Raw genomic sequence first — 19,790 nt, 5'->3', positions numbered from 1 at the left:
CCGCTGGTTGCCGACGACGGATGGCGTTACGGCACCCTCCTACCCAACGCTTGGCTCGAGCTGGCGCCGGGCGTGGGAGCGGTTTCGCTAGACGACGCCGGCGATCAGGCGATAAATGCCGAGACCGGCGAGGACGAGGCCGGCAGCGTCCATCAGCAGGCCGAAGATCTTCGGCCGCCAGGGATGCCCCGTGATCTTGAAGCCGAGACCCACCTTCGTCTGCAGCGGGTGATTGAACCATTCGCCGACGCCGAACAGCAGCAAGCCGACGCCAAGCAGGACCGCGGGCGTGAACTTGGCTGCGACTGCGGCGACGGTGATCGCACCGCCGGCGGTCGCGATCACCTTCCACCATTCATCGAGGCTGATTTTGCTGAGATCGAAATCGGACATGCTCCGTTCGATAGCAGATCTTCCGGTGCCGCGCGATGGCGCGAGCTGCTGGCCAGCCACCATTTTGTCGCGGTCGCGATCGAGGCCCCGCTGGCGGCAACGCCGGTCATCCAGAGCGCATGACGATGGGCACGCGCGCCAACACCCACACCGAAACCTATTTCCTTCGCCTGCTCGAACTCAGCCCGTTCGAGCGGCGCACGCGGGGCGGCTGGCGGTTCGGCACGCGGCGAATCAGCGACGGCGTCGCCGATCGCCTGATCGCCAGCGGCCGCGCGGAGATCCGGGGCGAACAGCTTCACCACAAGACGGCGGAGGCAATATGAGCGGCGTCAGCATCATCATGGCCGGCGCGCTCTGGCGCGACCTCAACGCCCGCGGCGTCAAAAGCCTCGACATCGGTCATTGCGAGGCGATCGTCGCGCGGATGCTCGAATGCGTCCACTCGATCGAGCGCGCGACGCACGGTGACGGCACCCCGCCGCGGCGCTGCGAGACCGGCGAGATCGACCTCGACGGCGCCTGCATGGTCTGCGGCGCATGGCAGGGCGAGATATGCCGGCAGCTGGAGGCGGCGCCGCCGTTCCGGACGGCTCCGGAGGAGGATGGTCATTGAGGCAGGTCGCCGATCACCGCGAGCGCGCCTATGCCCCGCGCGGCCTGCGCCGGGCGGCCGCGGCCGACTGGGTCGGCATGTCGCCGAGCAAGTTCGACGAGCTGGTGCGCGAGGGACTGATGCCGCGCGGCAAGCTGGTGCGCGGCTGCCGGGTTTGGGATCGCTACCTGCTTGACATCGCCTTCGAGAACCTCCCCGATGAGGACGACGAAGCCGCGCCCCTCGCGCCCGACACGGATGCCTGGGCCGGCGTGAGCTGAACCAGGCCAAGGCCGTGCCAGAGATCGACCAGCGCTATTACTACGAGGATACGGATCGCCACGGCAAGCTGCGGCGCTATTTCCGCAGGCGCATCACCGGCACCGCGAAATATCGCAAGGTCCGCCTGCGCGAGCAGCCTGGCACGGCAGAATTCCTTGAGGAGTTCGCTGCAGCCATGGCCGGCCGGCCTTATCTGCGGCAGGGCGAGACGCCGAGGCCGGCACCGCCGAAGGTGGTCGAGCGGTCGCTGCGCTGGCTGATCGAAAAGCGGTACTTCCGCGAGAGCCTGGAATTCCGCGCTTATGACGAGGAGACCCAGAAGGTCCGCCGGCGGATCCTGTCCAACATCTGCGATGAGTCCTGGAGCGAGACCGACAAGCGCGAGATCGGTGACCTCCCCTGCGATATCCCGGAAGAAAAGATCAAGGTGCTCATCCGCCGCAAGGCGGCGACCTCGATCGACAGCGCCAACGCCTGGCTTAAGGCGCTGCGTAAACTGTCCGAGTGGGCTGTTGCCGAGAAGCTGATCCCGGTCAACCGCGCCGCTGGCGTCGACCTGCTGCCGCGCGTCGAGACCGGCGGCTGGCACACCTGGACGCTAGAGGAGATCGAGCAGTATCGGGAGCGACATCCGGTCGGCACCAAAGCGCGCCTAGCACTGGCGCTGTTCCTATTTTCCGGACAGCGGCTGTCCGATGTCGCCCGGCTCGGCAAGCAGTTCATTCGCCGGCCGGAGCACATCGCCCCCGCGATGCGCGAGATCCATCCCGGCCGCTGGCTCGCCTTCCGGCAGTTCAAGAACCGCAAGCGCGCCCCGATCGACGTGGTGATCCCGATGCTGGCCCAGCTCGAGGCCGAAATCGCCGCCGCACAAGGTGCAGGGGTGCTCGGCGCCATGACCTTCATCGAGACCGAGTTCGGCAAGCCGTACAGCACCAAGGGGCTCGGCAACTGGTTCGAGCGGCGCTGTCTCGAGGCCGGCGTCCCTGGACGCGCCCACGGCCTCCGCAAGGCCGGCGCGACCATAGCGGCGGAGAACGGGGCGACGGCGCACCAGCTGATGGCGATCTTTGGTTGGAAGACGCTGGCTCAGGCGGAGCTGTACACGGAAAAGGCACGGCGGCAGCTGCTGGCTGGCGGGGGGATGGGACTGATCTCCCCCCCTATCAGATCACTTTGATCTTGTTGACCTTGTCGAACAAGAAAGTGATCGCATAGACGGTCAGCGTCACATAATGAAAGACGAAGAAGAAGGATACGAAGAGAACGGTGTTGTAGGCGAGCGTGAAATGCCCCGCCCCTGTAAGCGCGTTCGATAGATCAATGCCTGCGGCGAACATGTAGATTAGAACGTACGCGATACCCAGAGAGCAGAGATAGCCGAAAAGCAGGCTTGCATACTGCCGAAGCGTCACCTGATGATAAAAATAACCATTGTCGACGTTGCTCCAGAGACGCAGCTGCGCCTCTGAGCCGGGAAGCTTTTCGTTCAAACCAGCCGACTGATAGGTCGACAAAGCGGCGAGCGCCGCCAAGTGAAAGGGGACGACGAATACCATCACCTGAAAAACGCTTGCCGAGAAGTTCTTCAAGAACGACGGAGCGAAGATAGCGGGAAAAGCGAAGTAGATAGCAAAAGCGCCGATGGCCGCCATACCCGGCAAAACGAATTCATACACGCGTTTTGATTGAAAAAATCCCCGATTGCCGGTGATGGCAATGAATTTGAAACAGGACAATAGCTCTCGGAGCCACCAGAACATCTGTGTTATTTCCAATGCTCAGGAGTCTGAAGGCACTTAATGGCGAACTGTTTGGTTGGGAGGTGGAAGGCACTATAGCACTCAGCCTCCTCTCCGTCATGGTCCGGCATAGTAACAGTCTTGCAGTAGCGCATGTCAGCGTCATCGAGATTCGCGATGTTGACCGTCGCCGTCGACACGCTTTCCAAATGATGGCCACTGTCGTCGACGAGTTCGACATTCAAGGATTCGAAAGAGATCACATTCAACGTCTGGCGCACGTGATCGACGAGCCGCTTCACCTTCAAAAAATCTCGAGTTGGAGCAATTCGAGCCTGCAACTGTACGTCAAGCCGCTCGACTGATGGTTCATCAGCTTCGCCTCGAAATTTTGTTGAGCCCCGCGTGAGCTTGAACCCCCCAATGCGCCCCTCCTCCAGGTCCTTCTTCAAATTGCCGTTCATTTGAGGATGGAACCGCACCGTCGGTCGGTAGGACACCGATTCGGGCTTATCAGCTTTGCGCTTTCTTTTCTTTTCGGCGACAAAGCGATCTGGATGGTCCTCGCTAAAGCGCATCAAAAGCAGGGTAAGAAAATCCTTCGCTAAGGTGCGGCCGATCCCACGAGTTTGTTGCATGACCATCCGGAAGCGACCCTGGTCGGCCCCCGCGGCGATCTCCTGTTTGGAAATGATTAGGTGACAGGATGCGCCGGGCACATAACCGGGATCATCTGGCTTCGATTGTTTCACCGTCCGGGAGCGCGGGTTCACAAAGGCCGGGATTGCTCGTTTTGGATCTCCACGAACCAACAGAAGCGAGTGAAACTGAGGAGTGTCTTCTAAATCGGCGATATAGATCGCATTTGTAGGATCGACCATTGAGTTCGCACTAAGGGCCGATCCGACCACGTACGCAATCGCGCTGTCATCTGCGTGATATTTCTTACAAGCTTCAAACAATACGGTTCCGGGAACCACCGCGTCCACAGCTGGGTAGCGGCCCATCGCCATCTTCATTAAAACAACTTGCCCGGACATTCCCCACCCCTTGGTGCAACCATAGCACATCACAACCAAGCCGGCAGGCAGGCGAAAGTCTAGGAACCAGGCCAGTTTACCCCCTAAAAAGTGGGTCACACCGAATGAAATCCATTGGAATTTGTGGGAGGCAGGAGGCGACCCACTGGGGTACAACCCGTTGAATTACTTTAAGATATGGCTCCGCTAGGGAGCGCCATCCGCGCGACGGTGTGCGGACGATGCGGCGAAATTCACCGCCCTGCCCGTGAACCTCTCCGGCCCTCACCTCCGACCAACATCCTGTTGGAACCGGTGTGGACCCATGGAGCAGCGCAAATCCCCCTCGGACGGCCAATCCGGCATTGCCTCGCCGGCACTGCCGCCCTGGATGCAGCGCACGACGCCCTATACACCGGACCGCCGCGCCAGGATGCTCGAGCACATGGCGCGAGCGAGGTCGCTTCCGCCGCGCCAGGCCGCGACCGTGCCCGAGCCCTCACGCGTGCACATTCTCGGCGACGCCTACGGCTACACGGTTCTGTTCGGACTGATGGCCCTCCTCTTCATGTCGCGGGTTCCGCTCTACCTCGGCGCCTTTCTCTTCTTCGCCGACGGTGAGCGCATCGAGCGCGCGCTCGCAGCGATCGGCATCCGGCTCGAGCCCGATGCGGTCGGACCCGACATCATCAAGAGCTTCGCATACCTGTTCGGCTGGTTCGCGCTGCTCGCGTCCTTCAAAGGCTCGGTGCCTGCCTGGCTGGCGCCGTGGATCCCCCCGGCCGAATCATGGGCGTTCCTTGCCGGCATCGCCCTCGCGCTCGCCATCGTCGAAGCATTCGCAACGCGCGCGCTGCGGCACGCATTGCCGTGGTTCGGATTGAAGGTCGGTGCGGAGAGTCTGGCCTGGAAAACGACCAGGCTCCTCGTTGCCGTGGCCGCGCTGGCCTGTCTCGTTCTGCTCGGCTCTCTCTGAACGCCACGACCGAGCCGTCGCTCTCAATGACGGTGTTGTGAACTTGCGTGCCCCATAATCGGGACCTTATGCCGCTTTCGCCGGTGCGTGACCGGGCCACGCGTTTACCGGAAATTTACCCCTGCTCCTGAGCGGCGGTATCATTTACTTAGAATTTGACCGCTACCGTGGAAGTACGGAAATACTCCGAAACCCGATTGGCGCGGATGTCCATCGCAGAATTCCTCAGGCAGCGTGCAGTGGAAGTCACCGTGAACGGCAGCTACTCGCTGCCGCGCTGGTACGATTGTGAGGGCAAGCTCCGCACCTTCGCCTGCCGGACCAAGCGCGTCTCGCCGTTCCGCATGATCGTGGACGTGCCTGTCGTCGGCAAGATCGGCGAGCGCGTGACCTCGTACTTCCAGGATTTCGGCGAATTCCAGTGCACGATCAGCGCGACGCTGAAGTCGGGCTTCCTGATGGAACTCGACATGACGCGGGCGCGGCGCGCCTGGATGTCGGAGAAGCTGACCTGGCTGGAGAAGAAGCAGAGGGACGCCAGCGTCCAAGAGCTGCGCAATGACGCCCGCTTCGTTCCGCAGGTCTCGCACACCTTCCTGACGCTCGCAGACGGCAGCACCCATCCCTGCTTCATCATCGACGTCTCCACCGCCGGCGTCGCGATATCCTGCGAATACGATCCGCCGATCGGTATCCCGCTTGCGGTCGGCGCTTGCGTCGGCCGCGTCATCCGCAAGTTCGACAACGGCTTTGCGGTCAAATTCGCCGAGAAGCAGCAGTGGGACGACGTCGTCCGCCTGATCGTGCGCTCGCCCGTGCCGCAGCCGGCCTGAGACCGGCTGGCTCCATCTTAACTCTTTCTTAACGAAACGCTGGAGGTGGCGAGCCCTGCGCGATAGGGTGTGATCCAGTACGTCCGCAATCATTGCGGGCCTAACGTATTGGAAGTCCCGGAATGTCTATCGCTGACGCTGAGTTCGCCCAGGCAAAGACCGCTCAGAGCGCGCCCACCGCCGCCAAGCCGCAGCTTCCCCCCGGTGTCGTGACCGAGGGACCGCTCGTCAAAGCCAAGCTGCGCGAGAGCTATCTCCTCCTCGGCATCCTCTATGTCGGCGCGGTCGCGGGCATCATCTGGGCCGTCACGCAGGGCGTCGGCAAGGTGGAGCTGTTTACGTTTGCCTGGATGTTCATGCTGACGACATTCGGCATCGGCGCCGGCATGCACCGTCTGTTCGTCCATCGCAGCTTCCGCACCGGCCCGATCATGCGCGTCTTCTTCTGCGCCATCGCCCAGATGGCGGTGCAGGGCTCGATCGCCAAATGGGTCGCAAACCACCGCCGCCACCATCTCTATGCCGATGACGTGGGCGACCCCCACAGCCCGCAATTCGACGGCTTCGGCAATCGCTATGTCAGCGCGCTCAAGGGCTTCCTGCACGCCCAGGGCAGCTGGGTATTCGACCAGGCGACCACCGACAACGAATACTATGCCAAGGACATCCTCGCCGACCCCATCGCGATGTTCTTCGTCCGCACTCGCTGGGTCTGGTACGGGATGTCGGCCGTCTTCATCCCCGGCTTCATCGGCTACGTTTTCGGCGGCGTGCACACCATGATCGGCTGCGTGCTGTTCTCCGGCCTGCTCCGGGCCTATCTGCTGATCCTCGTCAGCCAGCTCACCGGCTCGGTCTGTCACGCCTACGGCTATCGCCGCTTTGAGGTCGACGACGCCTCGACCAACGAGTTCGTGACCACGATCCTCACCTTCGGCGAGGGCCTTCACAACAACCATCACCGCTTCCCGCGGGACGCCTATATCTCGCACGCCTGGTGGGAGATCGATCTCAACGGCCTGATCATCTTGGGCATGGAGAAGATCGGCCTTGTCCACGACGTCTTCCACGCCTCGCACCGTCAGCTGGAGCGGGCGTCGGAAGCGCAGGCGGCCTCGACGCGGTGACCGGCAGGCGGCGGCCCTCCGGGGTCGTCTTGCCTCCGCATCTCTGCCCTATCGCGGCCCCATTGCGGGATCAGCTTTTGAGGGTCTGTGCCTCGCGCCGGACCTCATTTGCAGATTTGCGATCGGGGGACCGAATGGCAGTCGACAAGATCACCTGGGACAGGGTCGGCCGGGTTACCGAGCCCGGACGCTACATGTACACGTTCGGCTGGCTCACCATCACCGCCGGCGATCTCGAGATCTGGAAGCAATACCCGCAGGCCGCGTTCACGCTGCTCGCGCAGCACGCCGAGCCGGACGAGTCCATCGGGGAGGAATTCCATCTCGGCGCCTTCGACATCGCCCCCGAGGCGGCGCCGCCGTTCACCACGCACTGAAGGCTGGCAGCGGCAGCCCCGATCGCCCTGCGCCAACGCGCCGATTCGAGCCTCCGCAAGCAACGCCTGGTAGGAGGCGCGGTCGCGCCGAGCGCAGGCCGCTGCAGGAACGCATGGCATGCACGTTGCCTGGCTATCGCCATGATCCATGTCGCCGCCGTCGATCAAGCCCTCCTGCTGCTGTTGATCGTGTTCTGCCTGGCTCGTGCCTCGTGCGCGTCTTCTGGCAGCTGGAGCAGGTGCGGGCTCGCCGTACCGCCACATCACCCCGCCGGCGCACAAGGAAGCGTGACTAGGCCGATCTACCCGGCCGCGCGTTGTTCTGGCGGACGGCACGCCTGCCAGACTCGCCGCCGGGAGACGTGCATCGTGAATCGAAGAAACCGGTGCATTTCCTTGATTTGGCTTGCCAATCGCGGCCCGATCCTGGACATGCGATCGCGACCATCCAGGACCAACAGGCGCGTTGATGACCAACAGGCCCGATACGCAAATGATTGTGCCTGCATTCGGTCCCAGCGGTGCGTATGAACGGGAGCTGTCACGCCCGTTAAGCGAGGCGACAGCAAGCGCATGACACATGGTCGCAGCGGTGATTGTAGATAAGCGGATCAAGGGAACCTATTTTCGGCGCCGATGTATCTGATTGAAGCTTTACCCACCGTCATCGGAACTGCCGCCATCGCCCCGGCGCTGCTGATGCTGTGGCTCGTCATTGCCGCCGAAGAGCGCCCGGGACCACCGGCCCAGGTCTGGACCGCGTTCCTGCTCGGCGCGGCCAGCATCTCGCTGCTGGGCCTCGCCCGCGCCCCCTTCGCCAAGATGGTTGCAGCCCCCGACAATCCCTGGGCGGCGCTGGCGATGCATTCGATCTTCGGCGTCGCGCTGCCCGAGGAGGCCGTCAAGGTGGTCGCCATCGTGCTGGTCTCCTCGACCAAGCGGCGGACCTTCGCCAATCCGATGGACACCGTGGTCTATGGCGCCGCGGTCGGCCTCGGCTTCGCCGCCTACGAGAACCTCGCCTATCTCGTCCAGCATGCCGAGATGTGGCGCTCGCTTGCCGCCTTGCGCAGCGTCCTCACCGTGCCGTTCCACGGCGCGCTCGGCATCATCGCCGGCGCTTACCTGACGATCGCCCGTGCCGGCACGGCGCTGGGCGCAAACCGGCACCATCGCGACTGGGCCCGTCTCTCCAGCCGCCTGCTGATCTTCGCCGGCCCGCTCGCGCTGCACTCGGCCTTCGACTTCCCGCTGCTGACCCTCCAGCGCATGCCGGATCTGGACCCGACGCTGCGGATGTGGCTGGGCGCCGCGAGCCTCCTGGTCGGCTTCAGCTCGATCGCCTTCGCCATCCGCCTGGTGCGGCGCGTCGCGCGCCACCACGCGCCCCGCACGGACGTTGCGCGGGAGCGGCTCAGCCAGTTGCGCCGGATGTGGGCGCTGCTGCTGGCCGGCGGCGGCGTCGGCTTTCTCGGCCTCGCCTTCGTGCTGACCTCGATCCACCACTGGCTGATCAACCCCGAGCGCAATCTGACGCTGGCCCTGATCCCGATCGGCTTCGTCTCGATCCTGCTCGGCCTCGCGCTTCTGATTGTCACAACGGCGATCTATATTCTCGGCCGCAACCGCATTCGCACCAGCGGCGAAGGTTTTTCGTCCGCGCACGGCGGCGGTTGAGCCACGGGATGGCAAGCCCGCTGCGCGCATACTAGTACCCACTTTTCTTGGAACGTGAGTCGTGATTCAAGGTCGGGATGATACCCGAAGCAAGAGAAGTCCACCTTTCGAGGAAAGATCGCAAGGTGCTTGAGGCGTGCTGTCGCTCACCGGTGACGTTGCAGCGCGATTTGAAGCGGGCGCGGATAGTTCTGTTGGCGGCGGATGGGCGCAGCACCCGGTCGATCGCCAAGGAAGTTGGGGTCCAGCCGCGGATTGTCAGCCTTTGGCGGCATCGCTATGCCGACCATGGCCTTGAAGGGCTGCAAGACAAGCCGCGGCCTGGCAAGCAGCCGATCTATACGAAGACGACCGACAAGCGGATTCTGAAGCTGCTGGATAAGCCGCCACCGCAAGGGTTTGCGCGCTGGACCGGCCCCCTGCTGGCCGAGGCGCTGGGCGATGTCGATGTCCAATATGTCTGGCGGTTCCTGCGCAGCCACAAGATTGACCTGGTGGCTCGCAAGTCCTGGTGCGAGAGCAACGACCCGAACTTTACGGCCAAAGCCGCCGATGTTGTCGGCCTCTATGTCGCGCCGCCGGCGAAGGCCATTGTGCTGTGCGTGGACGAGAAGCCCTCGATCCAGGCTTTGGAGCGAGCGCAGGGTTATCTGAAGTTGCCCAATGGCCGCGCCTTGACCGGCCAAAGCCACGATTACAAGCGGCATGGCACCACAACATTGTTTGCGGCGCTCGAAGTCGCCACCGGAAAGATCATCGCGACCCATTCAAAACGCCGGCGCCGCGTCGAGTTTCTCGATTTCATGAACAGCGTCACCGCGGCTTTTCCGAACCGCAAGCTTCACGTCATCCTCGACAACCTCAACACCCATAAAAAGAACGAGGACTGGCTCAAGGCCCACCCCAACGTGCAATTTCATTTCACGCCGACAAGTGCGTCATGGCTCAATCAGGTCGAAGTATGGTTTTCCATCTTGCAGGGGCAGTCGCTCAGCGGCACCTCCTTCACGAGCCTCAAGCAGCTTCAGGAACACATCGATGCCTACGTCAACGCATACAACGACAGAGCCGAGCCCTTCGTCTGGACCAAGAAAAAGGTCCGTCAACGCCGTTTCAAAGGCCGCCGTATCACTCAGCTCTGATTCCGGGTACTAGATTGAGCACACACCCTTCGATCCGGAGCCTGCCGATGACATCGCCTGAAGATCTTTCACGGCTGCAATCCGCGATGAGCAAGACTGTGAAGGCGCATTGGAAGGCCTTCCTGTTCGAGGGCATCCTGCTCGCCGTTCTCGGCGTCGCCGCACTGATCCTGCCGCCGCTCGCAAGCCTTGCCATCGCGATCTTCCTCGGCTGGATGTTCTTGATCAGCGGCATTGGCGGGCTGATCGTGACCTATTGGGCGCGCAGCACGCCGGGCTTCTGGTGGTCGCTAATCTCGGCCGCGCTGGCCGTGCTTGCCGGCATGCTGCTGCTGGCGCGGCCGATGCAGGCCGTGCTGACGTTGACCATCGTGCTCGGCGCCTATTTCCTCGCCGAGGGCGTCGCCACCATCATGTACGCACTCGAGCACCGCCGCGAACTGAGCGGCCGCTGGTCGTGGCTCCTGATCTCCGGTCTCGTCGACATCGCGATCTCGTTCATGGTGATCACGGGGCTGCCGAGCTCGGCGGAATGGGCGATCGGCGTGCTCGTCGGTATCAACCTGCTGTTCGGCGGCGCCACCCTGATCGGCATGGCGCTGGCGGCACGCAACAGCAACACCTGAGGGGTCTCGTCGCCCGCCAAGCCGATTGGGGGGTGACAACCCGCCAATGGCACGCTATATGGCCTGCCATGATCACCGTTGCCACCAGCTATTTTTGGTACTTTAGCTACGACAGCTCGCTGGCGGCAGGAGGATCGCGCTCAATCTGAAATATTGAAGCAAACGTCCGAACAGCCGCCAGACCTGGCGGCTTTTTTATTGGCCGGCAGGTTCAAACAAGCAGGAGCCCGCCGTGCTGAGCACGACTGACGATCTTCGTATCCGTGAACTGAAAGAGCTGAGCACGCCGGATGAGGTGATGCGAGAGGTCCCGCGCACACTCACCGCAACGCGTGTGGTGATGGCGGCGCGCAACGCCATCCATGCCATCCTCACCGGCCAGGACGACCGCCTGCTGGTGGTGGTCGGCCCGTGCTCGGTGCATGATCCCCGGGCCGCGCTCGACTACGCCGAGCGTCTGACAAAACTGCGCGAGGACCTCGCCGACCAGCTCGAGATCGTGATGCGGGTCTATTTCGAGAAGCCGCGCACCACCGTCGGCTGGAAGGGCCTGATCAACGACCCCGATCTCGACGGCAGCTTCGACATCAACAAGGGCCTGCGGCTGGCGCGCAACGTGCTGTCAGCGGTGAACAATCTCGGCCTCCCGGCCGGCGCCGAATTCCTGGACATGACGACGCCGCAATACATCGCCGACCTCGTGTCCTGGGCCGCGATCGGCGCGCGCACGACCGAGAGCCAGATCCATCGCGAGCTGGCCTCCGGGCTGTCCTGCCCGGTCGGCTTCAAGAACGGCACCGATGGCAATGTGCGGATCGCGGCGGACGCGGTGAAGTCGGCCTCGCATCCGCATCATTTCATGGCGGTGACCAAGCTCGGCCGCTCGGCGATCGCCTCGACCGCGGGCAACGAGGACTGCCACATCATCCTGCGCGGCGGCAGCACGCCGAACTACGATGCGGCAAGCGTCGCGGCGGCCTGCAACGAGCTGGCGAAATCCGGCGTCGCGCCGCTGGTGATGGTGGATGCGAGCCACGCCAATTCGAGCAAGAAGCCGGAGAACCAGCCGCTGGTCATGGCCGACATTGCCGGCCAGATTTCCGGTGGCGAGAGCCGCATCATGGGTGTGATGATCGAGAGCAATCTCGTCGCCGGCCGCCAGGACGTGGTTCCGGGCAAGCCGCTCACCTACGGCCAGAGCATCACGGACGGCTGTATCGACTGGGCGACCACGGCAACTGTGCTCGAGCAGCTCGCCGATGCGGTCGAAATCCGGCGCAACGCCCAGCGCGCGGGGCTGCACGAGCGCTCGGCGTAAGGCCAAAGCAAACGCGGGCGGGGCGAGCTGTCGCGCCCTGCCCGCACCGACGCGGCCTAGCAGCCGCGGCAGATGCTCTTGATCTTCTTGTCGAGCGCCTGGTTTTCCTTGCTGAGGGGATCGTTCGGGTCGCTCAGATTCTTCTCGTTCGGCACGTCGCCGGCGCGCGGCTGCCGATGACCGACGGGTGCAGGCGGCAAATTGCCCGCCGACGGTCCCGACGTGGTGGTCGATCCCTTGCTGCCGGTCTGCGCCACTGCCGCGCCGCCGAGCAAGATCACGAGCGACACGGCCACGGTGATCCTCTTCATTTCCGTTCCTCCATGCTCAAACCGGCGTCCACTCCGTCACCACTCACGTCTCGGGCGGATAGAGATGAACGTCCCCGCAATAGTCCACGATACGATAGCGCGTTTCCGTCGCCGCTTCACGTGCGTCGGGTGCGGTATTTTGTGCCGCCAACACATAGTTCGGCCCCACCGGCGACTTGCCGGCACCCCCGGGAATGTCGATGACGTAGTCAGGCTGACAGAGTCCTGACACCCGTCCGCGCAGCTGCCGCATCAGCTCCTGCCCCTCCGCCAGCGTGGTGCGCAGACGCGCAGTGCCCGGTGCGAGATCGCCGTGATGCAGATAGTACGGCTTGATCCGGCATTCGACGAAAGCTCGCATCAAATCCGACAAGGCCGTGACGTTGTCATTGACGCCGCGCAAGAGCACGGACTGGCTGACCATGGGAATCCCGGCATCGACGAGCCGCGCGCAGGCTGCGCGGGCGCCTTCCGTGAGCTCGCGTGCATGGTTGGCATGCAGCGCAACCCAGGTGGTCGCGCCCGCAACCTTCAGCGCTGCGACCATCTCGTCGCTGACGCGCGCGGGGTCCGCGACGGGCACGCGGGTGTGAAGGCGGATGATCTTGACGTGATCGATGCCGGCGAGATCGGCCATGATCTCGCTCATGCGGCGCGGCGACAGCATGAGGGGATCGCCGCCGGTCAGGATCACCTCCCAGATCTCGTCGTGCGCGCGGATGTAATCAATGGCAGCACGATAAGCGCTGTCCGAGAGCGCGTTGTCCTTGCCGGGTCCGACCATCTCGCGGCGGAAGCAGAAGCGGCAATAGACCGCGCAGACGTGAACGAGCTTGAACAGCACGCGATCGGGATAGCGGTGCACGATGCCCGGGACCGGCGAATGCGGGTGATCTCCGATCGGATCGGCACTCTCGCCCGGCTGCATCTCGAGTTCCGCGGCGGTCGGCACGAACTGGCGGGCGATGGGATCGTCAGGATCGGATGTGTCGATCAGCTCGACCAGCGCCGGCGTGATCGCGACCGCATAGCGCGCGGCAACGCGCTCCAGTGCGGGCAGCGCCGCGGCAGGCGCGAGGTGCTCGGCCACGAGCTCGGCCGGCTCGCGCAAGGTGCGTGCAAGATTGGTCTTCGTCATGTTTCACTTAGCGTTTCATTTGCAGGGGGTGTCCACACCACCTGATCAATCCGCGTTGCGCCGCTGGCCAGCATCACCAGCCGGTCGAAGCCGAGCGCGACGCCGCTCGCCTCCGGCATTGCGGCGACCGCAGCCAGAAAGTCCTCGTCCAGCGGATAGGCTTCGCCGTAGCGGCGCTGCTTCTCCGCCATCGATTCGGTGAAGCGCCGGCGCTGCTCTTCGGCGTCGGTCAGTTCGCCAAAACCGTTGGCGAGTTCGACGCCGCAGGCATAGACCTCGAACCGTTCGGCGACCCTGGGATCGCCGGCCTTCACGCGCGCCAGTGCCGCCTCGGGAGATGGGTATTCGAACAGAATGGTCAAACGCCCCTGTCCCAGATGCGGCTCAACATGCTCGACCAGAACCTTGCTGAAGATGTCCGACCAGGTGTCGTCCCCGGCCACGCGGATCTTGCCGCCAGCCATTTGGGCGAGCGCGGCACGGTTACCCTCGTCACCCGAGATTGTCGACAGCAGATCGATGCCGGCGAACCGTTCAAAGGCGCCTGCGACCGTCAGGAGCTCCGGCTCGGCGAAGGGATCGGCGGTCCGGCCGCGGAAGGAGAAGGTCCCGATCCCGGTCGCCTGCGCCGCGCGGGCGATGACCACGACGGTGTCGGCCATGATGGCGTCATAGGGCGCACCGGCCCGGTACCATTCCAGCATGGTGAATTCGGGCAGATGCAGGTCACCACGCTCGCGGTCACGGAACACCCGGGCGAACTCGAAGATTCGGGGCTCGCCGGCCGCCAGCAGCTTCTTGCAGGCAAATTCCGGGGAGGTCCGCAGGTAGCGGCTGGCCCGGCTGCCGTCGGGCCGCACGATCTCGGTCCGGGGGGCGTGCAGATGGGTCTCATTGCCCGGGGAGACCTGAAGAACGGAGGTTTCGACCTCCATGAAGCCCTGCTCGACGAAAAAGCCCCGTAAAGCCCCGGTCACGGCTCCCCTCGCCTGGAGGAACGGCCGCCGGTCGAGGTGGCGCTCGGGCGACCAGAACGGCGAAATCGGCTTGTCCCCAGCCATTAACCGACCACCCCAGCCATCAGCAAAGTGCTGGCATCCAACGGCAAAATCAGTATGTTGCGGCCCGAAACGGGCGCCGAGGTCTGATTTGAGGCCCCAAGTCCCCCATCAATTTGACCACGTCCTGGCCAGAGCCGGGCCAAGCAAGCAGGAAATACAGCTTTGAGAGTCATCGCCAGTTCTATTCGCAAGGGCAACGTGATCGAGCAAGACGGCAAGCTCTATGTCGTCGTGAGCGCCGAGAACATCCATCCCGGCAAGGGCACCCCGGTCAGCCAGATCGAAATGCGCCGAATCTCGGACGGGGTAAAGATCTCCGAGCGCTACAAGACCACCGACCAGGTCGAAAAGGCGACGATCGAAGAGCGCAACTTCACCTTCCTCTATGAAGACGGTGACGGCTACCACTTCATGAACCCTGAGACCTACGACCAGGTCCAGGTCTCCAAGGACGTGGTCGGCGACGCGGCCGCCTATCTTCAGCCAGACATGACCGTCAAGCTGTCGACCCACGACGTCAACGTGGTCTCGCTCGCGCTGCCGCAGCGCGTGACGCTGGAAGTGGTGGAGACCGAGCCGGTGACCAAGGGCCAGACCGCCTCGTCTTCCTACAAGCCCGCGGTGCTTTCCAACGGCATCCGCACCACCGTGCCGCCGCACATCGCCGTCGGCACCCGCATCGTGGTGATGACCGAAGACGGCTCCTACTCCGAGCGCGCCAAGGACTAAGCCAGGGATCGAGGATCGGAACAGGTGCCGCCGGGGGGCGAGACAGTGGATAGGAAGAGTTTCCGCTTCGTCTCGCTTCTTTTGGCGTCGCTGTCGCTCCTCACCGCCACTCCGCTCGCTGCGGACGAATTCCGCAGCCCCTCGCTCACGGCCCTGCGCGTCGATTGGCGCGCAGCGCTCGACCAGCTCCGCACCGAGATCAACAGCCACCCACGGGCCGCGGACGATTTCATCTTCGTGCCTCGCCGTTCCGTGCCGCGCTACGATCCGCGCGCGATGCCGGCGCTGGTGCAGCTCAACGCAATCTCCTCCCAATTCTTCACCGGCATTGCCCGCAGCTCCGTGCCCGTGCTGCTGCCGTTCGACGCCGGCGCCTATCGCGAGGCCCAGCGCAACGGCGCGCCGCCGAGCCTGTCGCTGTCGCGCTATCAGGCTGATTTCAACCCCGTCGATATGTTCGACGCCGGCCCCGCCGGATACAGCGCGAGCTTCTCGCTCGAGCCCGGCGCCGGTGACGGCATGCCGACGCGTGTCTTCGCAAGACCCGTCGAGGTGCAGATCACGGGCTCTGCGCTGCTCTATGACATCGCCGATCCCGCCGGCGGCAAGGGTGAGCCGGTCAAGCCGCTTGCAGCCCATTATCCGGACCTGCGCAGGTTCATCCGCGAAGGCTATGTGCGCTACGCCTTCACTCGGTTCGGCGTCGCCTATGTCGTCTCCATCCAGTGCCTGGACAGTGTCGCAAAACCGCGGCGGCTTGCCTGCAAGGAGGCCTATCCGGTTGCCGAACGCTTCCTGAAGGCGCTGCGCGTCGCCGGCGGCCAGCGCATGCGGCCGCTGATGGACGTTGCCTCCGACATCATCGATCGTCCTTCAGGGCGCTCGGCCGATTTCAGCTACCGGCCGAGCGGCGACATCATCCCGAACACCGGCTACCGCAACAAGAGCGGCCATCCGGACGTGATGGCCTATGCGCAGATCCGCTTCCCGCTGGAGAAGGCGCCCGCTTTCGTGCGCTCGCAATCCTACGGCAGGCGCGACAAGAACGAGAGTCCGACGGCCTACCCCTGGCGCGACAATTTCTGCGAGTCCCGCAGCTTCGAAGTCGGGCAATGCGGCGGCGGTTACGGCCACCAGGGCGAGGACATCCGCGCCGCCGAGTGCCCGCCGCCCGGCGAAGGTCGCGCCCCCTGCGATCCCAAGCAGCGCGCCGTCGTCGCCGTGCGCGACGCCATCGTGATCCGCGCGTCCAAGGACCAGGCCGCGACGCTCGAGATCAACAGCCGCACCGAGCACATGCGCTTCCGCTACATGCACATGAACCCGCAGGTGATGAACGCCGACGGCGTGCTCAACGGCCGCATCGTGACCGAAGGCGAGAAGATCGGCGTGGTCTCGAACTATCTCGACCATCCCGCCGGCACGTCGATGCATCTGCATTTCGACGTCCAGGTGTTCACCCGCGACGGCTGGATCTGGGTCAGCCCCTACGTCACGCTGGTCTCCGCCTATGAGCGGCTGATCCGTGCCCGCGGCCGCGAGGTCGGCCCGGAGATCGCGGGCGGCCCGCAGCCTGTGGCACATGCGCTGCCTGAGGACGTGATCAAGCCGGATCAGCGCGAGGGCTCGAGCAGCGAGGAGAATTGAGGCAACTCGCGCCTCACCGCGCGGCGCGCCTCGATGACGATCTCATGACGCCCCTTTCGGCGCACGAGGCTTAAGCGGATCGGCGTCCCGACCTCCCCGAACGACCCGGCCTTCTCTGGCCCCAGAATTGCTTGGCTTCCGGCAAGCAAACTGGAGAAAGGGAAGCACATGCGTTGTCTTACCACGGCGGTCATCGTGGCCGTCGCATTCGCCGTGCCGGCTCATGCGCAGGAATTGACCGGTACGCTGAAGAAGATCAAGGAGACCGGCGCGATCACGCTCGGGGTGCGCGACAGTGCAGTGCCCTTCAGCTATATCGACGAGAAGCAGAAGACCGTCGGCTACGCCATCGACATCTGCATGAAGATCGTCGAGGAGATCAAGGCCGAGTTGAAGCTGGACAAGCTCGCGGTCAACGAGAACCTCGTCACCTCGTCCAACCGCATTCCACTGATGGCGAACGGCACCATCGACCTCGAATGCGGCTCGACGACCAATAACGCCGACCGCCAGAAGCAGGTGTGGTTCACCAACACGCATTTCCTCACGGCGAGCCGCTTCGTGTCGAAGAAGGCTTCGAAGCTCGATCAGGTCGATGACCTCAAGGGCAAGGCCGTCGTCTCGGTCGCGGGCACCACCAACATCACCCAGCTCAACAAGGCCAACGCCGCGCGCGCGCTCGGGATCAACGTCATGAATGCAAAGGACGTCCCCGAGGCGTTCCTGATGGTCGAGACCGACCGGGCCGAGGCCTTCGTCATGGACGACATCCAGCTCGCGGCCATGATCGCCTCAGCGAAGGATCCGTCGCTCTACGCCATCAGCTCCGGCGCCTTCTCCGATCCGGAGCCCTACGGCATCATGCTGCGCAAGGACGACGCACAGTTCAAGGCCGTGGTCGATCGTGCCACGGCAAAACTCTACAAGAGCCCGGAGATCGAGAAGATCTACAACAAATGGTTCATGGAGCCGGTGCCGCCGCGCGGCCTGAACTTCCACGTGCCGATGCCGGTGTCGATGAAGAAGTCGTTCGAGCACCCGTCCGACAATCCCGATCCGGCGTCGTATGGCGGCTGACGAGATCGCGGAGCACGCCGATCGTATAGTCGGGATGCGCGAAGCGACATCCGGGATGTTCACGACAACTGTTCCCGGGTGTCGCTTCGCTCGCCCAGGCTACGAACTAGTCCAGAAACGTCGTTAGCTGCGCGCCCTCGTCCGCCACGAACACCGCGATCAATTCCGCCGGCTGCGTGGCGCTGGCATTCGCCGACACCAGATGCGTCGCGCCGGGCGGCTCGAAGAAGGACTGGCCGACGCCAAACGTCTCGACCGGGCCGCCACCGAGCTGGGAGCGGATCTCGCCCTTGGTGACGTAGGCGGTCACCGAGCCCGCGTGGCGATGCGGCCGCGTAAATCCGCCGGGGCCGTAGAAAACGCGCACGATGGTCACGCGCTTGCCCGGCACGTTCGGCAATGCATAGGAGCCGATCGGCTCGACCTTGTCGAGCGGCGAACTCTCCGCGGCTGTCGCGCAGAGCGGCGCGAGCGCGCCGGATACGGTCTCCATCGTCAGCGGCAGCGCCTTGCCGATCGCGAGTGCGCAGGCGAGCCCGCCGACAACGGCCAGCGCCATTGAACGCGACGGCACCGGGCGTTGCGTGGTGGCCAGACTCATTGCTGTCATGACAACCTCCCCTTTTTCCCTGATGGCAATCAGGATGCGGCGGCATTCGTTGCGACCGGCCGCTTCGCCGGCGTCCAGCGATAGGCCGCGCCAAACCGGTTCCAGACGTTGATCGAGGCGACCGCCGAGGTCAGGTACATCAGCTCGGACTCGGAGAATTCGCTGGTCACTTCCGCGTAGACCTCGTCGCTGACGCCGTCGGGCAGGAAGGTCAGGGCTTCGGTCCAGGCCAATGCCGCACGCTCGCGCGCCGAGTAGATCGGTGCCTCGCGCCAGACCGCGACCAGATTGAGCTTGTCCACGGGCACGCCGATGCGCTCCGAGAGCAGGATATGATGCTGCACGCAGAAGGCGCAGCCGTTGATCTGCGAGGCGCGCAACTTGACCAGTTCGAGAAGCTGCTTGTCGAGGCCGGCCTTGGCCGCAACCTGGCCCAGCGCCAGCACCAGATCATACGCGTCGGGCGCAATCCTCTTGAAATCCTCATATTCGCTGCGGGCGTGTGACATTGCCGTGCACCTCGTGTTATTGTAAGAGCACTTATACTGTATAAGAGCTCTTATATGATGCGCAAGGCCGCTGACTTCACAAGATCGAAAAGCCCGCGGAAGGCCTCCGCCGCTTCCGACGGGAGCGCGGTCCGCGTGCCCGCCCCGGGGGAAGGCAAACGCGGCGAGCAAGGCTATCTCGGCTATCTGCTGCGTCAGGCCCATGCCGCGGTCCGCCTGACGATGGAACGGACGCTCGCCGATCTCGGCGTGACCTCGCCGCAATTTGCCGTGCTGACAATGCTGAACGCCTATCCGGGCCTGTCGGGCGCCGACGTCGCCCGCCTCACCTTCCTGACGCCGCAGACGGTCGGCGTCATCATCCGCAACCTCGAACGCGACGGCGCGATTGCGATGACGCCTCATCCCGTCCACGGCCGCATCCAGCAATGGACGCTGACGCCGCGCGGCGCGACGCTGCTCAAGGCTTGCCGGGATCGGGTAATCGCGCTGGAGAAGCGCATCGCCCGGAATCTGGATAGCAAGGCGGAAACAACGGTCCGGCGCTGGCTCGCCGGAATCGCGGCCGATTTGCAGGACGACTAGACCGCGCCGGGACTAG

At 64.0% G+C, this 19,790-nt stretch carries 24 protein-coding genes; 16 read left to right on the top strand and 8 right to left on the bottom strand.

Annotation, left to right across the window (positions count from 1 at the left end; genetic code table 11):
• Positions 1-87: 87 nt before the first annotated feature.
• Entirely contained in the window at positions 88-393 is a 306-nt protein-coding gene (locus tag ACFLEY_RS21515) for a hypothetical protein (protein WP_396604755.1), read from the bottom strand.
• Between the two features lie 125 nt (positions 394-518).
• On the opposite strand from ACFLEY_RS21515, the gene ACFLEY_RS21510 reads away from it, so the two are divergent.
• Genes ACFLEY_RS21510 through xerC form a run of 4 tightly spaced genes read left to right on the top strand, consistent with a single transcriptional unit; the run spans position 519 to position 2,450 of the window.
• Entirely contained in the window at positions 519-719 is a 201-nt protein-coding gene (locus ACFLEY_RS21510) for a hypothetical protein (protein ID WP_396604754.1), read from the top strand.
• Positions 716-1,009, top strand: coding sequence for a hypothetical protein (locus ACFLEY_RS21505; RefSeq protein ID WP_396604753.1), 294 nt, complete (start codon positions 716-718; stop codon positions 1,007-1,009). The genes ACFLEY_RS21510 and ACFLEY_RS21505 overlap by 4 nt, the downstream gene beginning before the upstream one ends.
• Positions 1,006-1,269 carry a hypothetical protein gene (locus tag ACFLEY_RS21500; RefSeq protein WP_396604752.1) on the top strand — a complete coding sequence of 88 codons (264 nt, stop codon included), beginning with the start codon at positions 1,006-1,008 and terminating at the stop codon, positions 1,267-1,269. The genes ACFLEY_RS21505 and ACFLEY_RS21500 overlap by 4 nt, the downstream gene beginning before the upstream one ends.
• 14 nt (positions 1,270-1,283) lie before the next feature.
• Entirely contained in the window at positions 1,284-2,450 is a 1,167-nt protein-coding gene (xerC, locus tag ACFLEY_RS21495; protein ID WP_396604751.1) for a tyrosine recombinase XerC, read from the top strand.
• Here the strand turns inward: xerC and ACFLEY_RS21490 are convergent.
• Both ACFLEY_RS21490 and ACFLEY_RS21485 read right to left on the bottom strand, forming a co-directional pair.
• The gene (locus ACFLEY_RS21490; protein WP_396604750.1) at positions 2,437-3,033 is read right to left on the bottom strand and encodes a hypothetical protein; all 597 of its coding nucleotides are present in this window, start codon (positions 3,031-3,033) and stop codon (positions 2,437-2,439) included. The genes xerC and ACFLEY_RS21490 overlap by 14 nt on opposite strands.
• Before the next feature lie 5 nt (positions 3,034-3,038).
• A complete protein-coding gene (locus ACFLEY_RS21485) occupies positions 3,039-4,052 on the bottom strand; it encodes a hypothetical protein (RefSeq protein WP_396604749.1) in 1,014 nt (337 codons plus the stop codon).
• A 304-nt stretch (positions 4,053-4,356) separates the two neighbouring features.
• On the opposite strand from ACFLEY_RS21485, the gene ACFLEY_RS21480 reads away from it, so the two are divergent.
• The 8 genes from ACFLEY_RS21480 (at position 4,357) to ACFLEY_RS21445 (ending at position 12,107) form a co-directional block, all read left to right on the top strand.
• Entirely contained in the window at positions 4,357-5,007 is a 651-nt protein-coding gene (locus ACFLEY_RS21480; protein WP_211434460.1) for a hypothetical protein, read from the top strand.
• A 206-nt stretch (positions 5,008-5,213) separates the two neighbouring features.
• On the top strand, positions 5,214-5,840 hold the full coding sequence (locus ACFLEY_RS21475; RefSeq protein WP_060911875.1) for a pilus assembly protein PilZ: 627 nt from the start codon (positions 5,214-5,216) through the stop codon (positions 5,838-5,840).
• A 122-nt stretch (positions 5,841-5,962) separates the two neighbouring features.
• Positions 5,963-6,967 carry an acyl-CoA desaturase gene (locus ACFLEY_RS21470; protein ID WP_060911874.1) on the top strand — a complete coding sequence of 335 codons (1,005 nt, stop codon included), beginning with the start codon at positions 5,963-5,965 and terminating at the stop codon, positions 6,965-6,967.
• A 134-nt stretch (positions 6,968-7,101) separates the two neighbouring features.
• Positions 7,102-7,344 (top strand): hypothetical protein, encoded by a 243-nt coding sequence (locus ACFLEY_RS21465; protein ID WP_038967122.1) that lies wholly within the window; start codon positions 7,102-7,104, stop codon positions 7,342-7,344.
• Between the two features lie 636 nt (positions 7,345-7,980).
• Positions 7,981-9,021, top strand: coding sequence for a PrsW family glutamic-type intramembrane protease (locus tag ACFLEY_RS21460; protein ID WP_011087163.1), 1,041 nt, complete (start codon positions 7,981-7,983; stop codon positions 9,019-9,021).
• A gap of 77 nt (positions 9,022-9,098) precedes the next feature.
• Positions 9,099-10,163 (top strand): IS630-like element ISRj1 family transposase, encoded by a 1,065-nt coding sequence (locus ACFLEY_RS21455; protein WP_026192128.1) that lies wholly within the window; start codon positions 9,099-9,101, stop codon positions 10,161-10,163.
• A 47-nt stretch (positions 10,164-10,210) separates the two neighbouring features.
• Positions 10,211-10,789, top strand: a complete 579-nt coding sequence (locus ACFLEY_RS21450) for an HdeD family acid-resistance protein (protein ID WP_011087162.1) — start codon at positions 10,211-10,213, stop codon at positions 10,787-10,789.
• A gap of 232 nt (positions 10,790-11,021) precedes the next feature.
• Entirely contained in the window at positions 11,022-12,107 is a 1,086-nt protein-coding gene (locus ACFLEY_RS21445) for a 3-deoxy-7-phosphoheptulonate synthase (RefSeq protein WP_011087161.1), read from the top strand.
• Between the two features lie 56 nt (positions 12,108-12,163).
• Here the strand turns inward: ACFLEY_RS21445 and ACFLEY_RS21440 are convergent, their stop codons facing one another.
• Genes ACFLEY_RS21440 through epmA form a run of 3 tightly spaced genes read right to left on the bottom strand, consistent with a single transcriptional unit; the run spans position 12,164 to position 14,617 of the window.
• Positions 12,164-12,418: a hypothetical protein gene (locus tag ACFLEY_RS21440; protein ID WP_060911873.1), complete on the bottom strand. Its 255-nt coding sequence runs from the start codon at positions 12,416-12,418 to the stop codon at positions 12,164-12,166.
• A 43-nt stretch (positions 12,419-12,461) separates the two neighbouring features.
• On the bottom strand, positions 12,462-13,556 hold the full coding sequence (locus ACFLEY_RS21435; protein WP_060911872.1) for a lysine-2,3-aminomutase-like protein: 1,095 nt from the start codon (positions 13,554-13,556) through the stop codon (positions 12,462-12,464).
• Complete coding sequence (gene epmA / locus ACFLEY_RS21430; protein WP_060911871.1) at positions 13,553-14,617, bottom strand: EF-P lysine aminoacylase EpmA; 1,065 nt, start codon at positions 14,615-14,617, stop codon at positions 13,553-13,555. Before epmA ends, ACFLEY_RS21435 begins: the two co-directional genes overlap by 4 nt.
• A gap of 162 nt (positions 14,618-14,779) precedes the next feature.
• Between epmA and efp the strand changes: the two genes are divergently transcribed.
• The 3 genes from efp to ACFLEY_RS21415 all read left to right on the top strand — a co-directional run bounded on the left by efp (position 14,780) and on the right by ACFLEY_RS21415 (position 18,070).
• A complete protein-coding gene (gene efp, locus ACFLEY_RS21425; RefSeq protein WP_011087158.1) occupies positions 14,780-15,346 on the top strand; it encodes an elongation factor P in 567 nt (188 codons plus the stop codon).
• 24 nt (positions 15,347-15,370) lie between these two features.
• On the top strand, positions 15,371-16,993 hold the full coding sequence (locus ACFLEY_RS21420; protein ID WP_011087157.1) for a peptidoglycan DD-metalloendopeptidase family protein: 1,623 nt from the start codon (positions 15,371-15,373) through the stop codon (positions 16,991-16,993).
• Positions 16,994-17,161: 168 nt separating this feature from the next.
• Positions 17,162-18,070 carry an amino acid ABC transporter substrate-binding protein gene (locus ACFLEY_RS21415; protein ID WP_011087156.1) on the top strand — a complete coding sequence of 303 codons (909 nt, stop codon included), beginning with the start codon at positions 17,162-17,164 and terminating at the stop codon, positions 18,068-18,070.
• Positions 18,071-18,176: 106 nt separating this feature from the next.
• Here ACFLEY_RS21415 and ACFLEY_RS21410 read toward each other — a convergent pair whose 3' ends face one another.
• Complete coding sequence (locus ACFLEY_RS21410) at positions 18,177-18,680, bottom strand: cupin domain-containing protein (protein WP_028171302.1); 504 nt, start codon at positions 18,678-18,680, stop codon at positions 18,177-18,179.
• A gap of 29 nt (positions 18,681-18,709) precedes the next feature.
• Entirely contained in the window at positions 18,710-19,189 is a 480-nt protein-coding gene (locus ACFLEY_RS21405; protein WP_211434366.1) for a carboxymuconolactone decarboxylase family protein, read from the bottom strand.
• A 54-nt stretch (positions 19,190-19,243) separates the two neighbouring features.
• On the opposite strand from ACFLEY_RS21405, the gene ACFLEY_RS21400 reads away from it, so the two are divergent.
• Positions 19,244-19,774, top strand: a complete 531-nt coding sequence (locus tag ACFLEY_RS21400; protein WP_211434365.1) for a MarR family winged helix-turn-helix transcriptional regulator — start codon at positions 19,244-19,246, stop codon at positions 19,772-19,774.
• The last annotated feature ends 16 nt before the right edge of the window (positions 19,775-19,790 follow it).

Source organism: Bradyrhizobium sp. YCK136, from assembly GCF_044570075.1.
In the GTDB taxonomy this organism is placed as follows: domain Bacteria; phylum Pseudomonadota; class Alphaproteobacteria; order Rhizobiales; family Xanthobacteraceae; genus Bradyrhizobium; species Bradyrhizobium diazoefficiens.
The sequence above is the reverse complement of the archived record's forward strand: the minus strand, read 5'-3'. Positions and strand labels throughout refer to the sequence as shown.

Bases quoted from the DNA above. Each gene is read 5' to 3' on its own strand.
- ACFLEY_RS21515 (WP_396604755.1), bottom strand. From the start codon at position 393: ATGTCCGATTTCGATCTCAGCAAAATCAGCCTCGATGAATGGTGGAAG.
- ACFLEY_RS21510 (WP_396604754.1), top strand. From the start codon at position 519: ATGGGCACGCGCGCCAACACCCACACCGAAACCTATTTCCTTCGCCTG.
- ACFLEY_RS21505 (WP_396604753.1), top strand. From the start codon at position 716: ATGAGCGGCGTCAGCATCATCATGGCCGGCGCGCTCTGGCGCGACCTC.
- ACFLEY_RS21490 (WP_396604750.1), bottom strand. From the start codon at position 3,033: ATGTTCTGGTGGCTCCGAGAGCTATTGTCCTGTTTCAAATTCATTGCC.
- ACFLEY_RS21485 (WP_396604749.1), bottom strand. From the start codon at position 4,052: ATGTCCGGGCAAGTTGTTTTAATGAAGATGGCGATGGGCCGCTACCCA.
- ACFLEY_RS21480 (WP_211434460.1), top strand. From the start codon at position 4,357: ATGGAGCAGCGCAAATCCCCCTCGGACGGCCAATCCGGCATTGCCTCG.
- ACFLEY_RS21475 (WP_060911875.1), top strand. From the start codon at position 5,214: ATGTCCATCGCAGAATTCCTCAGGCAGCGTGCAGTGGAAGTCACCGTG.
- ACFLEY_RS21470 (WP_060911874.1), top strand. From the start codon at position 5,963: ATGTCTATCGCTGACGCTGAGTTCGCCCAGGCAAAGACCGCTCAGAGC.
- ACFLEY_RS21465 (WP_038967122.1), top strand. From the start codon at position 7,102: ATGGCAGTCGACAAGATCACCTGGGACAGGGTCGGCCGGGTTACCGAG.
- ACFLEY_RS21460 (WP_011087163.1), top strand. From the start codon at position 7,981: ATGTATCTGATTGAAGCTTTACCCACCGTCATCGGAACTGCCGCCATC.
- ACFLEY_RS21455 (WP_026192128.1), top strand. From the start codon at position 9,099: ATGATACCCGAAGCAAGAGAAGTCCACCTTTCGAGGAAAGATCGCAAG.
- ACFLEY_RS21450 (WP_011087162.1), top strand. From the start codon at position 10,211: ATGACATCGCCTGAAGATCTTTCACGGCTGCAATCCGCGATGAGCAAG.
- ACFLEY_RS21440 (WP_060911873.1), bottom strand. From the start codon at position 12,418: ATGAAGAGGATCACCGTGGCCGTGTCGCTCGTGATCTTGCTCGGCGGC.
- ACFLEY_RS21435 (WP_060911872.1), bottom strand. From the start codon at position 13,556: ATGACGAAGACCAATCTTGCACGCACCTTGCGCGAGCCGGCCGAGCTC.
- epmA (WP_060911871.1), bottom strand. From the start codon at position 14,617: ATGGCTGGGGACAAGCCGATTTCGCCGTTCTGGTCGCCCGAGCGCCAC.
- ACFLEY_RS21415 (WP_011087156.1), top strand. From the start codon at position 17,162: ATGCGTTGTCTTACCACGGCGGTCATCGTGGCCGTCGCATTCGCCGTG.
- ACFLEY_RS21410 (WP_028171302.1), bottom strand. From the start codon at position 18,680: ATGACAGCAATGAGTCTGGCCACCACGCAACGCCCGGTGCCGTCGCGT.
- ACFLEY_RS21405 (WP_211434366.1), bottom strand. From the start codon at position 19,189: ATGTCACACGCCCGCAGCGAATATGAGGATTTCAAGAGGATTGCGCCC.
- ACFLEY_RS21400 (WP_211434365.1), top strand. From the start codon at position 19,244: ATGATGCGCAAGGCCGCTGACTTCACAAGATCGAAAAGCCCGCGGAAG.